Annotated in this window: 13 protein-coding genes; 10 read left to right on the top strand and 3 right to left on the bottom strand. The window is 50.5% G+C overall.

The window, feature by feature from the left end; translation table 11 throughout:
• Window positions 1-4 precede the first annotated feature (4 nt).
• Window positions 5-1,582, bottom strand: coding sequence for a DUF92 domain-containing protein (locus tag BOO20_RS02015; protein WP_076789991.1), 1,578 nt, complete (start codon window positions 1,580-1,582; stop codon window positions 5-7).
• Between the two features lie 493 nt (window positions 1,583-2,075).
• Between BOO20_RS02015 and ilvD the strand changes: the two genes are divergently transcribed.
• The 10 genes from ilvD to radC all read left to right on the top strand — a co-directional run bounded on the left by ilvD (window position 2,076) and on the right by radC (window position 14,073).
• A complete protein-coding gene (ilvD, locus tag BOO20_RS02020) occupies window positions 2,076-3,782 on the top strand; it encodes a dihydroxy-acid dehydratase (RefSeq protein WP_076789994.1) in 1,707 nt (568 codons plus the stop codon).
• 7 nt (window positions 3,783-3,789) lie between these two features.
• A complete protein-coding gene (ilvB, locus tag BOO20_RS02025; RefSeq protein ID WP_076789996.1) occupies window positions 3,790-5,511 on the top strand; it encodes a biosynthetic-type acetolactate synthase large subunit in 1,722 nt (573 codons plus the stop codon).
• 8 nt (window positions 5,512-5,519) lie between these two features.
• Window positions 5,520-5,996, top strand: a complete 477-nt coding sequence (gene ilvN / locus BOO20_RS02030; protein ID WP_076789999.1) for an acetolactate synthase small subunit — start codon at window positions 5,520-5,522, stop codon at window positions 5,994-5,996.
• 41 nt (window positions 5,997-6,037) lie between these two features.
• Window positions 6,038-7,030, top strand: a complete 993-nt coding sequence (gene ilvC / locus BOO20_RS02035) for a ketol-acid reductoisomerase (protein WP_076790001.1) — start codon at window positions 6,038-6,040, stop codon at window positions 7,028-7,030.
• A 17-nt stretch (window positions 7,031-7,047) separates the two neighbouring features.
• On the top strand, window positions 7,048-8,106 hold the full coding sequence (leuB, locus tag BOO20_RS02040) for a 3-isopropylmalate dehydrogenase (RefSeq protein ID WP_076790004.1): 1,059 nt from the start codon (window positions 7,048-7,050) through the stop codon (window positions 8,104-8,106).
• A 25-nt stretch (window positions 8,107-8,131) separates the two neighbouring features.
• Window positions 8,132-9,700 (top strand): 2-isopropylmalate synthase, encoded by a 1,569-nt coding sequence (locus BOO20_RS02045; RefSeq protein WP_076790098.1) that lies wholly within the window; start codon window positions 8,132-8,134, stop codon window positions 9,698-9,700.
• Between the two features lie 6 nt (window positions 9,701-9,706).
• Entirely contained in the window at window positions 9,707-11,002 is a 1,296-nt protein-coding gene (locus BOO20_RS02050) for a 3-isopropylmalate dehydratase large subunit (protein WP_076790007.1), read from the top strand.
• A 46-nt stretch (window positions 11,003-11,048) separates the two neighbouring features.
• Window positions 11,049-11,615 carry a 3-isopropylmalate dehydratase gene (locus BOO20_RS02055; protein ID WP_076790010.1) on the top strand — a complete coding sequence of 189 codons (567 nt, stop codon included), beginning with the start codon at window positions 11,049-11,051 and terminating at the stop codon, window positions 11,613-11,615.
• 3 nt (window positions 11,616-11,618) lie between these two features.
• Window positions 11,619-13,211 (top strand): citramalate synthase, encoded by a 1,593-nt coding sequence (gene cimA / locus BOO20_RS02060; protein ID WP_076790013.1) that lies wholly within the window; start codon window positions 11,619-11,621, stop codon window positions 13,209-13,211.
• Window positions 13,212-13,401: 190 nt separating this feature from the next.
• Window positions 13,402-14,073, top strand: coding sequence for a DNA repair protein RadC (radC, locus tag BOO20_RS02065; protein ID WP_076790017.1), 672 nt, complete (start codon window positions 13,402-13,404; stop codon window positions 14,071-14,073).
• A 12-nt stretch (window positions 14,074-14,085) separates the two neighbouring features.
• Here radC and BOO20_RS02070 read toward each other — a convergent pair whose 3' ends face one another.
• Window positions 14,086-14,343 (bottom strand): cold-shock protein, encoded by a 258-nt coding sequence (locus BOO20_RS02070; protein ID WP_076790019.1) that lies wholly within the window; start codon window positions 14,341-14,343, stop codon window positions 14,086-14,088.
• 209 nt (window positions 14,344-14,552) lie between these two features.
• Complete coding sequence (locus tag BOO20_RS02075; RefSeq protein ID WP_368665415.1) at window positions 14,553-16,391, bottom strand: M10 family metallopeptidase C-terminal domain-containing protein; 1,839 nt, start codon at window positions 16,389-16,391, stop codon at window positions 14,553-14,555.
• Window positions 16,392-16,445 lie beyond the last annotated feature (54 nt).

The following is a 16,445-nucleotide window of genomic DNA, read 5'->3' on the forward strand; positions in this document are numbered from 1 at the left end:
TTCATTAAAACAAATTCATATTCTCAATCACCATGTATGCCAGCGCTGAACCGGAAAGCGCACAGAGTGTGTTGACCAGATCATTATTGACAAACGGAACACCCTTGAGCAGCCTGTTTTCAACCATCAACCCGTCAGGAGCGAGGCTGTGGGTCCGTTCTGTAACCTTTTCCCGGATCGGATCAAAATACTGGGCCTGCACTGTTGCTCCGAAAAAGCTGTCAACAAGACTTGCCAGAAGTCCGGAAAAGCCGATGAGAAGAAAGGACTGGAGAACGCCAAAATCGGCCAGCCACTGCACGTCAACGATCATTGCACTTGCACAGATAAAAAGGGAACCGAGAAATGCCCCTGATGTACCGGGAACAGAAACACCACCGGAAGTACCTACAGGAACCTCCCTGAAGGTAGTGATCAGTCTCGCCTTCGGGTTTGGCCACATGGTTCCTATCTCTGTTGCCCAGGTATCGGCCTGTACGGCCGCAAGCGTACCAAGATAGGCAAAAAAGATTGCCGGATCGTTGGTCAGGGAAAACACCACCATCATCATCCAGGCAATTCCCCCGTTGGCGTACACCTGTCCGGCATCACGCTGTGAACCTTTTTCAAAGACCAGATCAAATTTCGCCTTCCGTTTCTTGCCAAGTTTGGACAATACCGATGAGAGAAGATAAAAGGTCAGGAGAGGAACAGTCCAGGCCATCCCGCCTATGCCGAATATCGTTGTTCCCAGAAGAAATGTGGCTGTCGCTCCGCTGTTATTGAGGAATTTAACCTTGATCGAGAATAACGCAAGGAGAAAAGCAAAAAATCCTCCGAGGAGAAAATTCTCAAGAAGAATAGTATGATTCATCTCAAGCACATAGAGGATATAGGCAATGGAAACCGGTATAAAAAAGTTATCCAGACCATAGGAGAGCAGCGCTTCAACCGCCGTGGCAACAAGCGCGAGAAGCAGCACAAGAGCAAAAAGAGAGATGGTTGATGTGCCCGCAAGGCCTCCGCTGAATTCATGACGGAAAAGCATCATGGTTGTACCGAGCAAGAGCAGGCTGCTGAAAAACATCGTGAGCGATCCCTCGACTGTTTTAGGGTTTTTGGTCAGATGCTCGATATGTTTTTTGCCGACGGAACTCCCTACAAGAGCCGCAAGCGAGTCACCAACCCCCATGACCAGCACGGAGATCTGGAGTATCCATTTATGCGATTCCCAGAGAAAAAGAGCAAGAAAGAGAAAGACCAGAGGAAAAAGAAGCGAACCATAGCTTGTAACGGTCGCGGTCGGCTGAAGATCACCGCTCTCGGCAAGCAAGGCCCGGAACCAGCTAAATCGCATGTTCAGTGCATTAAGCAACAGCAGCAAAAGAGCTGCAAGCACGGGATAAAAGTTTGATTGAAAATAGGTTGGTATAAAAAACAGCACAACACCCATAGAGAGGTGAATGACTTTTCTGACCACCAGAGGAGAGATTCCAAATTTTCTTGTAAGCAGTTCCGCAAGAAGAACAAAAAGGAGCACAAGACAAAGAGTCAGAAAAAAGACCGGGATGTCCTGAGACAACGGAGACTGAAGGTTCAGCATGATTCTGTTGTTTGTTGTTTATTGCGCAAATATCAGCACTGAAAAAAGAATGCGACTGCTTAAAAAATATCATTTTAACTCTACAGATTAAACAGCAAATATTCACTCTCGTTTAATATTTTTATTGTTTGTATTAGTAGAACATTAAACGTAAATTAACTCCAGTTTTCGTTTTCTTTCGAAGAAACCTGTACCCATCAATGTCCGCATGTAATCGACATCTATTCCGCACAAGCAACGGATACGAAAAACCGGCCTCCGGAAATAATGCTGCTGGCGGTAGTATGGTCGCGATTTTGCTGAACTCCTTCCATTCCAGGATCGAAATAGTGTCCACTGTGGTGATTCCGCAGGTGAGCACTGTTGTGCTCTAAACCAGCAACCGGTCCCAAGTCCATCACTCTCTTTTCAGACCTTTTACTTTCAGTGGCTTCGGGAACGGCAGTCCAGGAGATTTTTTTATAATTGGCAAAAAAACCAATCTTTCCCTGCCATGAGATCTGATACGATAAAGAGCGGATTTGAAAAAGCACCGCACCGCAGCCTGCTGAAAGCCACAGGCTCAATAACATCCAACAGTGACTTTAAAAAGCCATTTATAGGGATCTGTAACTCCTTTAATGAACTGATACCCGGTCATGCACACCTGCAGGAGCTGGGCAGAATAGCAAAGGAAGAGGTGCGAAAAGCCGGCGGAGTCCCTTTTGAGTTCAATACCATCGGTGTATGTGACGGTATCGCCATGGGCCATATCGGTATGCGCTACTCGCTTGCAAGCCGTGAACTCATTGCCGACAGTGTAGAGACTGTTGCCGAAGCCCATCGTCTCGACGGGCTTGTCTGCATTCCGAACTGCGACAAGATCACCCCCGGCATGATGATGGCCGCTCTGCGCATCAACATTCCCGTTATTTTTGTTTCCGGCGGGCCCATGAAAGCAGGCCATACTCCTGCCGGTAAAACGGTTGACCTGATTTCGGTTTTTGAAGCTGTCGGCCAGTTCAGCAGCGGTAAAATCAGTGAAGGTGAACTGGAGACCATAGAGGATAGCGCGTGCCCCGGATGCGGATCCTGCTCCGGAATGTTCACGGCAAACTCAATGAACTGCCTGAGTGAGGCTCTCGGTTTTGCCCTGCCGGGAAACGGAACGATTCTGGCCGTTGATCCACGGCGAAATGAGCTGGTTAAAGAGGCCTCACGCCGCATCATTGATCTGGTAAACCGCAATATCAGACCGAGGGATATTCTTACAAGACGTGCGCTTTTAAACGCATTTGCCCTTGATTTTGCAATGGGAGGGAGCACCAACACCATTCTGCACACCCTGGCCATTGCCAATGAAGCAGAGCTTGATTTTGACTTTTCGGAGCTGAACACTCTTTCGGCAAAAACACCCTATATCTGCAAAGTCAGCCCTGCTACCATGGAGGTCCATATCGAGGATGTAGACCGGGCTGGTGGTGTATCGGCAATCCTGCATGAGCTCAGCCGGATTGATGGGCTTCTTGACCTCTCGGCGTTGACGGTAACAGGAAAAACTCTTGGAGAGAATATTGCTCATTCGGAAGTAAAGGAGAGAACCGTCATAAGAAGTGTTCAGGATCCCTACTCCGCAACCGGCGGCCTGGCAGTACTATACGGAAATCTTGCCCCGCAGGGTGCTGTAGTGAAAACCGGAGCGGTGAGCCCGTCCATGCTGAAACATACCGGTCCGGCAAAGGTCTATGACTCCCAGGATGATGCGATCAAAGGTATTATGGGAGACGATATCAAACCGGGCGATGTCGTTGTTATCCGCTATGAGGGACCGAAAGGAGGCCCTGGAATGCCGGAGATGCTCTCCCCCACCAGCGCCATCATGGGACGCGGACTCGGAGAGTCGGTGGCACTCATAACCGATGGGCGATTCTCCGGTGGATCACGGGGAGCCTGCATCGGTCACGTATCGCCTGAAGCAGCAGAAAAAGGGCCTATTGCCGCGCTGGAAAACGGTGACCTGATCACCATAGATATTGCGGAAAGAACCATCTCGATGGAGCTGACCGATGACGTTATCAAAGAACGGCTGGCAAAACTGAAGCCGTTTGAACCGAAAATAAAAAAAGGGTATCTGGCGCGCTACTCCCAGATGGTCACATCAGCCAATACCGGCGCCATACTGAAAAACCCGGGATCCTGTGAACCTTGTGAATCAAAATAATCGAGCTATGCACTCTTCAGACCAAACACTTAATGGTTCAGAGATATTTTTTGAATGTCTGCGGCGCGAACACGTTGAATATATTTTCGGCTATCCAGGCGGATCGCTGCTGAAAGTCTATGAAACGCTCCATGACGTTAAAGATATAGAGCACATCCTTGTACGCCATGAACAGGGTGCTACCCACATGGCTGAGGGTTATGCCCGTGCCACCGGCAAACCGGGTGTTGTACTTGTCACCTCCGGACCCGGCGCAACAAACACCGTTACCGGTATTGCCAATGCCTATATGGACTCATCTCCGATGGTGGTCTTTACCGGGCAGGTCCCAAGCTCACTGATCGGCAACGATGCCTTTCAGGAGGCCGATATTGTCGGCATTACCCGTTCGATAACGAAACACAACTTCCTTGTAAAGGATGTCAGGGAGCTTGCCCTGACCATCCGCAAGGCGTTTTTCCTTGCTACTACCGGCAGACCGGGTCCGGTTCTTATCGATATGCCGAAAGATGTGCTGAATGCCTCATGCCCGTTCCACTGGCCTGAAACCGTTGATATCCGGGGCTTCAAGCCAACGCTCATTTGTCATTTGAACCAGGTCGAGAAAGCTGCCCAGAAAATCGCGCAGGCAAAACGTCCGCTTCTCTATATCGGTGGCGGAGTGATCAGCGCAGAGGCATCGGAAGAGCTTCGGGCTTTTGCTATAGAACAGAACATACCGGTCACCATGACCCTTCAGGGACTGGGCGCATTCCCTGCAAACCATCCGCTCAGCATGGGGATGCTCGGTATGCACGGTACCTACTGGGCCAATCAGGCTGTCAACAACTGCGATCTTCTGATTGCCGTCGGCGCCCGCTTTGATGACCGGGTAACCGGAAAAATCGAGACGTTCGCGCCCCAGGCTTACAAGATTCATAATGACATTGATCCTACCAATGTCGATAAAAATGTCAAGGTTGATCTGCCGATTGTCGGCGATGCCAGACACTTTCTCGCTTCACTGCGTGAGGTTATGCCGGAGAAGTCGGCGAACCGCGAACCCTGGCTTGAGCAGATCAACTCATGGAGGGAGAGCTGCCCGTTAAGCTACAGTTACGATGAGCAGACACTCAGAACCGAGTTTGTTATTGAAGAGGTCTCAAAACAGACCGCCGGCAATGCGGTTGTTGTTACCGATGTCGGCCAGCATCAGATGTGGACATCGCAGTATTTCAAATTCATCAATCCGCGATCCATCATCACCAGCGGAGGACTCGGCACGATGGGTTACGGCCTGCCGGCGGCCATCGGTGCAGCTTTCGGCATCAAGGACCGGCCCGTTGTGCTCTTCTGCGGAGACGGAGGATTCATGATGAATGTGCAGGAGCTTGTGACCGCTGTTCACCATAAACTTCCGGTCAAGATCTTCCTTATCAACAACAGCTATCTCGGAATGGTACGCCAGTGGCAGGAGCTGTTCCATAAGGAGAAATACTCTTTTACCGATCTGGGTGACAGCAACCCCGACTTTGTCAAGGTTGCCGAGGCATTCGGTTGCAAAGCACTCCTTGCTGAAACCCCTGCTGCCGCCAGGGCCGCAGTCAGTGAAGCCCTTGCATGGAATGACGGGCCGGTGCTTGTTGAGTTCAGGGTTGTCAAAAAAGATATGGTCTTCCCTATGGTCCCTGCAGGAGGCTCCATTTCAGATATGCTCCTGGCAAGGTTAAATCCAAAAACAATGGTTTGAATCGGACTATGAAACATCTTATTTCTGTACTGGTTGAAAACAAGTTCGGCACCCTCAACAGGGTTGCCGCCATGTTCAGCGCACGCGGCTTCAACCTCGAAAGTATATCCATCGGAGAGACCGAGGACAGCGAAATCTCACGCATGACCATTGTAACACGGGGTGACGACCAGATCATCAGCCAGGTAGTCAAACAGCTCAACCGGCTGATTGATACGATCAAGGTTACCGATCTGACAAAACAGCCTCATGTTGAACGGGAGCTGCTTCTGATGACCCTGAAACTCGGCAAAAGCGTGCAGCATGAGATTTTTGAGCTGATCAATGTTTTTAAGGGAAAAGTCGTGGATATAAAACAAAAATCAATTACTATTGAGGTCATCGGCACTCCCGACAAGATCAACACAACTATTGATATCTTCAGGCCGTACGGCATCAGGGAACTTGCCCGTTCCGGGGCTGTTGCGATCCAGCGGGGAGAGTGAAACCATTTTTACTGTAATTATCAATCAAAACTATTTCAGAGATGAACGTTTATTATGACCAGGATGCCGATCTCGGTTATCTGCAGGGAAAAAATATTGCAATTCTCGGTTACGGCAGCCAGGGCCATGCTCATGCCCTGAACCTCAAGGAGAGCGGACTGAACGTCTGCGTCGGTCTTCGCAGCGACAGCTCTTCGGCGGCCAAAGCACGCGAAGCCGGCCTGCAGGTCAATACCGTGGCTGAAGCGGTCAAGTGGGCTGACATTGTCATGGTACTGCTTCCCGACCAGACCCAGAAGGCGATCTATGAGAGTGAGATTCTGCCAAACCTTGTAGCGGGCAACACCCTTGCTTTTGCTCATGGATTCAATATTCACTACAAACAGATTGTTCCGGCAGAGACCATCAACGTCATCATGATTGCGCCGAAAAGCCCGGGCCATCTTGTTCGTCGGACCTTTACCCAGGGTAACGGTGTTCCCTGTCTTATTGCGGTTCATCAGGACTATACCGGTGAGGCCAAACAGCAGGCACTTGCATGGGCAAAAGCTCTTGGCGGCACGAAAGCAGGCGTCATTGAAACCTCCATCAAGAATGAAACCGAGACCGATCTTTTCGGTGAGCAGGCAGTACTCTGCGGCGGTTCAGCCGAACTGATCAAGGCCGGATTTGAAACCCTTGTTGAAGCCGGATACCCTGAAGAGCTTGCCTACTTTGAGTGCATGCACGAGCTGAAACTGATTGTGGATCTCTATTATGAAGGTGGCCTGTCGAGAATGAACTACTCCGTAAGCGATACAGCCGAGTACGGCGGCATGACCCGCGGACCCCGCCTTATCACCCCTGCGGTCAAGGCCGAGATGAAAAAGATTCTTGAGGAGGTACAGGATGGCCGTTTCGCCAGGGAGTTTATTGACGAGTGCAACGGCGGCTACAAAAATCTCAACAAGCTCAGAGCGGAAAACAGCGGCCATTCGATCGAGAAGGTCGGCGCCAAACTGCGCGAAATGATGAGCTGGCTGATTAAAAAATAACAGAATCCGACTGAAGCATGCACAAGATCGTATCCATACCGGGTGATGGTATAGGCCCGGAGGTAGTTGCCGGAGCTGTCGCTGTATTGAAGCAGCTCTCGAAAAAACATGGCTTTGACGTAGTGATAGAGGAGCATCCGTTCGGCGGAGCCTCCTATGACCTGCATGGCGAGATGCTCACGAGTGCCACGCTTGAGGCTTGTAAAAAATGTGATGCCGTGCTGCTCGGCGCTGTCGGCGGCCCGAAATGGGAGAAGCTGCCGCACGAGCACAAACCGGAAGCTGCACTGCTTAAAATCCGCAAGGAGCTCGAGCTCTTTGCCAATCTCAGACCGGCAAAAGTCTACGATGCACTTATTGACGCATCATCGCTCAAGGCTGAAGTGGTTCAGGGCACAGATTTTCTTGTCTTCAGAGAGCTTACCGGCGGTATCTATTTCGGTCAGCCTCGCGGATTCGATGAGAACCGGGGCTGGAACACCATGGTCTATGAGCGCTATGAGGTGGAACGTATTGCCCGACTCTCTTTTGAAGCCGCCAGGAAACGCAAGGGGAAAGTGATCTCCATCGACAAGGCCAATGTGCTTGAAGTCTCCCAGTTCTGGAGAGATGTCGTGCATGAAATCCACAGGGAGTACGCTGATGTGGAGCTGAGCGATATGTATGTCGATAACGCAGCCATGCAGATTGTTCGTAACCCGAAACAGTTTGATGTTATTGTTACCGGCAATCTCTTTGGAGATATTCTGAGTGACATCGCGGGCATGATTACCGGAAGTCTCGGCATGCTCCCTTCGGCAAGTATCGGCACAACCTATGCCCTCTACGAGCCTATTCACGGCAGCGCACCCGATATTGCCGGCCGTAATATTGCCAACCCGATTGCCACCATTGCTTCCGTTGCGATGATGTTTGAACATTCGCTGAACAAACCGGCAATTGCCCGCGAGATTGAAGCGGCTATTGAGGCAACACTTGCATCGGGACTGCGGACGGCTGATATTGCCGCTCCGGGAGAGAAAACAGTTTCGACAACAGCGATGACAGAGGCAATTGTCCGCCATCTTGGCGCCTGAACAACCTGTAGGCGGAGAGAATTCGGTGAAAGAGAAGATTCTGGTATTTGACACAACACTGCGCGACGGGGAGCAATCACCCGGCGCATCGCTGAATGTGCAGGAGAAGGTGGAGATTGCCCGGCAGCTTGAAAAGCTTGGCGTTGACGTCATAGAGGCCGGTTTTCCCGCCTCCTCTCCCCTGCAGCTTGAAGCCGTACAGCGTGTCGGGGCAGAATCGAAAGCGGTAGTAGCGGCCCTTGCAAGAGCTGTTGAGGGCGACATAACTGCTGCATGGAAGGCCCTGCAGCAGGCGCGAAAGCCCCGAATCCATACCTTTATCGGCACCTCCGATATCCATATTTCAGGGAAATTCGGCAGCGAACGCTACGGTCTTACCCTGCAGGAGAAGCGCAAAACCATTCTCAGAATGGCGGCTGATGCCGTAGCCTTTGCCAAAACCTTTACCGGCGATATTGAATTTTCCGCTGAAGATGCGGGACGCACCGATCCAGGTTACCTGGCAGAGATTATTGAAGCGGTTATAACGGCCGGTGCCACAACCGTCAACATTCCCGATACGACCGGCTACACCTGGCCCTCGGAGTTCGGAGAGAAAATCGAGCGTCTCCGGAACAGTGTACCCAACATCGGACATGCCGTCATCAGCGTCCACTGCCATAACGACCTCGGTCTTGCCGTTGCCAACACCCTCAGCGCCCTCCAGCACGGTGCCCGTCAGGTGGAGTGTTCCATGAACGGTATCGGCGAACGGGCGGGAAATGCATCGCTTGAGGAGATTGTCATGGCGCTGAAAGTGCGCAGTGACCTGCATAACTTCTGTACCGGTGTCGTCACCGAAGAGCTTTACAACACCAGCCGCATGGTCTCGACCTTTACCGGCATCATTATCCAGCCAAACAAGGCAATTGTCGGCGACAACGCATTCTCTCACGAGTCGGGCATTCATCAGGACGGCATGCTTAAAAACCGTGAGACCTATGAGGTGATGACGCCCGAATCAGTTGGCGTACCCCGTACAAGTATTGTGCTGGGCCGTCACTCCGGAAAGCACGGATTGCAGTCACGTCTTCTTGCTCTCGGTTACAAACTGCAGGATGCTGAACTTGAAGCGGTATACCGGCGGTTTGTCGATATAGCCGACAAAAAGAAAGAGGTCTACGATGACGATCTCAGGGTGCTGATGGGTGACGAACTGACCAGACCCGGAAGCGCTTTTGAACTGGACTATTTGCATATCAACAGCGGTACCGCTTCGATTCCGACGGCAACCGTGCGAATAAAACACAATGAACAGGTGTTTGAAGAGTCAGCTACCGGTGACGGCCCTGTCGATGCCTGTTTCAGGGCCATTGAGCGTGCACTGGGCATTGAATCGATGGTCACCTCCTACTCGGTCCGTTCAACCACTGCCGGCCGCCAGGCTCTCGGAGAGGCACTGGTACGCATCAGGGACCGCAATGTATCCTTTAACGGGAGAGGGGTTTCGACCGATATTATTGAGGCAAGTGCCAAAGCCTATCTCCAGGCTCTCGGCCTGCGCCAGCATCATTTTGAAAACAACTCTACAGAAACCATAGATAACGGGGTTTAAGAAACCATGCAACAAACCATAACCCAGAAGATCCTTTCGAGGGCAGCCAACCGTAAATTTGTCGATGCGGGAGAGAGCGTATGGCTGAATGTCGACATCCTGCTTACCCATGATGTCTGCGGCCCTCCGACTTTTGATATTTTCAAGCAGGAGTTCGGACCGGACGCCAAAGTGTGGGATCCGCAAAAAGTTGTCGTGCTGCCCGACCACTATATTTTCACAGCCAACGAGCATGCACACCGCAACATCGACTTGTTGCGCCAGTTTGCCGCCGAACAGCATCTTCCCCACTACTATGATGTCGGCTCCGATCGCTACAAGGGCGTCTGCCATGTTGCCCTGGCCGAAGAGGGATTCAATATTCCCGGCACCGTGCTCTTCGGAACCGATTCGCACACCTGTACGTCAGGAGCATTCGGCATGTTCGGTACCGGTATCGGCAACACTGATGCCGCATTCATTCTCGGCACCGGCAAGCTCTGGGAAAAAGTCCCTGAATCCATCAAATTCACCTTCGATGGCGTTATGCCCGAATATCTCACGGCAAAGGATTTGATTCTCCAGATTCTCGGCGATATCACTACCGATGGAGCTACCTACAAGGCAATGGAGTTCGATGGAGAGGCAATTTTTTCACTGCCTATGGAGGAGAGAATGACCCTCACCAATATGGCAATTGAAGCCGGAGGGATGAACGGCATTATCGCTGCCGACAGTGTCGCCGAAAGCTATGTCAGGGCAAGAAGCCAGAAGCCATACGAAATCTTCCGGAGCGATCCGGATGCAAAATATCACAGCAAGTATCACTACAATGTCCGCGAACTGGAGCCGGTTGTGGCACAGCCGCACAGCCCTGATAACCGCGCCACCGTCAGAAGCGTCCAGGGCACGAAAATAACCAAGTCCTATATCGGATCGTGTACAGGTGGAAAACTGACCGACTTTGTGATGGCGGCAAAGATCCTGAAGGGAAAAAAGGTTTCGGTAACCACCAACATTGTACCTGCTACGGTTCTTGTTGCCAGAGCGCTTGAAACCGAACGCTTTGAGGGAGTGACCCTGAAGCAGATTTTTGAGGATGCAGGATGCAGCATCGCCCTGCCTTCATGCGCCGCGTGCCTTGGCGGACCTTCCGATACGGTCGGACGGTCGGTAGATAACGACCTTGTGGTCTCAACCACCAACCGCAACTTCCCCGGACGCATGGGCAGCAAACATGCAGAAGTCTACCTGGCATCCCCGCTCACAGCGGCAGCATCAGCAGTTACGGGCAAACTCACCGATCCTAGAGATTTTCTCTGAACGGCGGAACAGGCAACTATGAACTTGTAAGGAAACAACTACCACTATGGAGACCATCATTCAGGGCAAAGCCTATATTTTAGGCAAAAATATTGATACCGACCAGATTATTCCGGCCGAACATCTTGTCTACAGCCTCTCCGATCCGGAAGAGGTAAAGCTCTACGGCAAATATGCCCTTTCAGGCGTTCCTCCCGAACAGGGTGGACTGCCGGAAGGGAATATCCCCTTCATCCGTGAAGGAGAGTTCAGCTCCGACTACACCATCATCATTGCAGGCCCGAATTTCGGCTGTGGCTCATCAAGGGAGCACGCTCCGTTCGCCCTGAAGGTTGCCGGTGCAAAAGCCATTATCGCGGAATCGTACGCGCGGATTTTTTATCGCAACTGTGTAGACGGGGGCTTTGTTATCCCCTATGAGACGGCTGAGCAGCTCAACCAGCTTATCAAAACCGGTGATGAGCTGAAAATCGATGTAAAAGCCAACACCATCGAAAACCTGAACCGCCAGGTCACCTACAAACTCAGTGCTCTGGGTGATGTATTCAGCATCATTGAGGCCGGCGGAATTTTCGCTTATGCCCGACAGGAAAATTTAATGGCGCAAAGCTGATTTATGAGTGTTCAATCAAGAAAAATAGAACTTTACGACACCACCCTGCGCGACGGAACGCAGGGTGAGCATATCAATCTTTCGGTTCAGGACAAGCTGCTTATTGCCGAGAGGCTTGATGAGTTCGGCATGGATTACATAGAGGGCGGATGGCCAAGCAGTAATCCCAAGGATGAGGAGTTTTTCATCAAAGCCCGCAAGCTGGAGTTCAAACAGGCAAAGCTCTGCTCGTTCGGTTCGACCGCCCGTTTTGCAAAAAGTGTTGAAACCGACCCCAATCTCCTGGGGCTCCTCCAGTCAGAAACTCCGGTCATCACCATATTCGGCAAAACCTGGCAGGCCCACTCCGAAAAAAGTCTCGGTATTTCAGACGAGGAGAATGCCGAGTTGATCTATCGCTCGGTCTCTTTCCTCAAGAGTGAAGGTCGGGAGATTTTTTTTGATGCTGAACACTTTTTTGACGGTTACAAAAATAACCCGCCGTTTGCGCTGAAAATGCTGCTCTCGGCAGTTCAGGGCGGTGCATCAAGAATCATCCTTTGCGACACCAACGGAGGCTCACTTCCGCATGAAGTAACCGAGATGGTTCGCCATGTTCTCCAGGTTACCGGCATCCCTGTCGGGATCCACAGCCACAATGACGGAGATCTTGCCGTAGCAAATACCATCGCGGCTCTCCAGGCGGGTGCAACCCATGTGCAGGGCACCATTAACGGTATCGGTGAGCGATGCGGCAATGCCAACCTCATCAGCATCATTCCGAACATCATGCTGAAACTTGAGGGCACCTCCACTTCAGTAAACAATCTCGGCAAGCTCACTCAGCTCTCCAAGTTTGTCTACGAGATTCTCAATATGCCTTCCAACACAAGGGCCCCCTTTGTAGGAAAGTCCGCATTTGCCCATAAGGGAGGCATCCACGTCAGTGCGGTCATGAAGGAGAGTTCGCTCTACGAGCATATCGACCCTGCACTGGTCGGTAACCGCCAAAGGGTTCTGGTTTCGGAGCTTGCCGGTCAGAGCAACATCCGCTACAAGGCCCAGGAGCTCGGCATAGCTATTCCCGAAAAAAGCGATGTTATCAAGAACATTGTCAACCATGTCAAGGAACTCGAACACAAAGGGTACCAGTTTGACGGCGCTGAAGCCTCGTTTGAACTGATCCTTCAGAAAGAGCTTGGCAGCTTCCAGCCGTTCTTTGAGGTAGTTGAAACCAAAGTGCATATTGAATCCGGCAAGGGTGCCAAAAATGTCGATCAGGCCGTTCTCAAGGTGATGGTGGGCGGTGAGATAGAACATATTGCCGCTGATGGTGACGGTCCGGTCAACGCTCTCGACAAGGCGCTGCGCAAGGCACTTATTCATTTTTATCCTGAAATAAAGGCCATCAGGCTGATCGACTACAAGGTCCGTGTGCTTGAAGAGAAGCGGGGCACCAGCGCCAAGGTGAGGGTGCTGATCGAAAGCAGCAATGGCCGCAACACCTGGGGCACGGTCGGTGTTTCCACCAACATTATTGAAGCAAGCCTTCTGGCTCTTCAGGACAGCATGAACTACCACCTCTTCACCGTCAAAGCTGCTCTCCCCGAGGCTTAAAAAACAGTTCTCACATAGAAGCAACCTGACAATAGCACACATCCAGGATTCTGATCTTTCTACGGAAACCCGGATGTGCGTGCTTTGGCATGTGATGATAAATGGGGTCTCCTTTTTGCGTTGCAGATCATTACGCTTATATTACATGTAAACCATCTATTTACCACAAGCCAGTCATAATACCTGAACTATGCGAATCCACGATCTGGACCCGGAGAACAGGCCAAGAGAGCGCTTTCTTACTACCGGGCCGGCCTCACTCAGTCCCGCTGAGCTTCTGGCGATAATCCTGCGATCAGGCACAAAAAATCATAACATTGTCGACACCTGTAATGAGCTGATTGCGCGGGTCGGGCTTGAAAAACTGAGCGATTTAACCATCAGTGAGCTGCAGAAAACAAGGGGAATCGGAGAGGCAAAGGCGATGCAGATTGTAGCAATCTTTGAGTTGAACAAACGGCTGCATTACAGCCGCAACCAGAACAAAAAAATTCAGGCCGCACGGGATGTCTTTGAGTATATGGCAGGAAGGATTCCGGACGAGAAAAAAGAGCACCTCTTTGTGCTACACCTGAACACCAAAAACCAGATCATCAAAAGCGAGCTTGTCTCAATCGGGACATTGAATGCATCACTCATTCACCCCAGAGAGGTGTTTAAAGCAGCAATAAGGGAGAGTGCCCATGCAATCATTGTAGTACATAACCACCCGTCAGGAGATGTTGAACCAAGCAATGCAGACCGGCAGGTCACCTCTCTTCTCAAAGAGGCAAGCGCACTTATCCAGATCGATCTCCTTGATCACATCATCATTGGCAATACAGGCTGGTTCAGCTTCCGGGAGAACTCCCTGCTTGTATAAAACAGGAGCACGTTAGCCATATGACTGAATCTGCGGATGCTGTTCCTCTGACTGACTGATACCGGAAATATCGCGAACATTCTTTGCCTGTAATCCTTTCCGGGTTGTATCAAGCTCGAAATCCACTTCGGCATCCTGGTTCAGCACCTTGAAACTCTGTTCTGAAAGAATGGCTGAAAAATGAACGAAAATATCCTCACCGCCATCCGGATTCAAAATAAAGCCATAGCCCTTTTTGCCGTCAAACCATTTCACCTTACTGATTGCCATGATAAATAGTGTGCTTTATCATTATGAGGAAAAATCCATTCCGTTTTTTCGTCCACCATACACTTTGCTTTACAAAGAGAATATACACACATCCCACACCAAACCCTCACAAACCCACAGCAATCACCACAATATTACATCAATATACTTATATAACAAAAATATTTCACATAAAACATATAAACAAGGCCCAGAAAACCAGACCTGGCTCAGGAGATTATCGAAATATCCGTATAGAGCATTGGTGGATGCGCTGTTGTGCCGATAAGCGCAACAAGTCGTGCGCTTGCGCTTCCATTACCATCATCATCATAATACAGGTTGCCTGTGGTCGAATCGTAAATGATTCTGTCGTCACTGTCATGACCAGCCGTTGCTCCGGCTTCTGACCAGAATTCTGCAGAGCTGAGCAAACCACCCGCAGAGCTGGTTATCGCGGAAAAACTCCCTTTGCTGAATGCAAGAACATCTGAACCCGACTGGAAATCCAAAATGGTATCTTTATTGATTACCGGTTGTAGCTGATAATTAAAAATAAAGGTATCTGCACCTGATCCACCAGTATAGGAATCGCTGTAGAAGGTCCCGGTCAACATATTGTTTGCCGCATTTCCGGTAATGAGAAGGCCGTTCAACACTCCGGATGCATCAATATTCAGTGCCGATGTACCGTTAGCTGTCACGCGTTCAATCCCCGTGTCACCGGCATAGAGAGTCAGGGTATCATTTGCTGTTGTTGAGCTAAACAACACATTATCATTGCCTGTTGTTCCCGTATCGGAAAATTCGGCAGAAGTATGTTCGTCAGAAGAGAAGATGTGATAGATATCCGAGCCATTTCCGCCGTTGAGCAGATCTGTCCCTTTTCCTCCATAAAGAACATCGTTATAGTTTGTACCGGTCAATTTATTGGCTCCGGCATTTCCGGTAATAACAATCGGATTCAAAACTGCTGATACATCCACATCCAGAGCGGTAGTACCGGTAGTCACTCCGCTAATCCCGATTCCCGTACCGATCACAACACGCTCTATGCCTGTATCCCCGGCAAAGAGCGTCAGGGTATCATGTTCAATTGTTGAGGCAAAGCGGACTTCATCAGAACCTGTGGTTCCGGTATCTGCAAATTCGGCGGCTAAATGATCTCCTGCCCTATTGACGATATAGAAATCCCCGGCATTTCCGCCATTCAGATAATTCAGTGCTGCGCTGCCGATAAGCACATCATTACCGGAACCACCAACCGCTCTTTCAATCGTGCAGTCAAAAGCAATGGCAACATTCTCAGTCATACCGCCTAAAGAGGAGTAGGTGCCGGGATTAAGATTGATAATCTGTTGTGTTGTATAGCCTGAGCAATCAATGGTATCCATGCCGCCTGCATCCCAGATGGTAAAAATTGGCGTCGCATTGGAGGTGAAGTCATAAATCGGCCGTTCGGCATCAGTTGAAGCGAGATTGCAGTTGAATCCATATATGGTATCCCCGGCCCGGGTTACCGTATCAGCACCATGAAGAGCCTGAATGGCAGCAATATCATAGAGCATCGGGGTCTGGGGAAATATAAACGAGGAATAGGTACCATCCGGATACCAGCCATACCCTGGCAGATATCCCCCGAAATAGGACATAACCGTATATTTACGATTATCCTCCGCGAACACCGCGTTATTCTGATAGGTAATAGTACCGCCATTTCCTGCATCGTAAACGCCAGGGTGGGAGAGACCAAGAGCATGTCCGATCTCATGGATCATGGTAAACAAGCCATAACTGCCCAGACTCATACCGATATCACTATTGGAGCTCCAGGCAGAGTTTAACCAGATCTGTTCTGCTGTTATGGAAAAGCTTCGGGTGACCGTATCCACGGTTCCAAAACTTATGGCATAGGTCCCCCCCCCGGTGTTACTCGAATAGTTCAGTGTAATATTGGCTGATGGGTCTGCGATTTGAACCAGCCGATGGTCAGCTCCTGATGATTTGGCCATGATATCATCAAGCAGTTGAAAAGAGAGCCGGGCGGTTGCAACCTGGAGCGCTGACATCTGAACCAGACTGGAACCTCCTTCAGAAGGGGTAAAACCGGCCACATTGGTCGG

Origin of the sequence: Chlorobium sp. KB01 (genome assembly GCF_001975465.1) — a bacterium.
Lineage (GTDB): Bacteria > Bacteroidota > Chlorobiia > Chlorobiales > Chlorobiaceae > Chlorobium.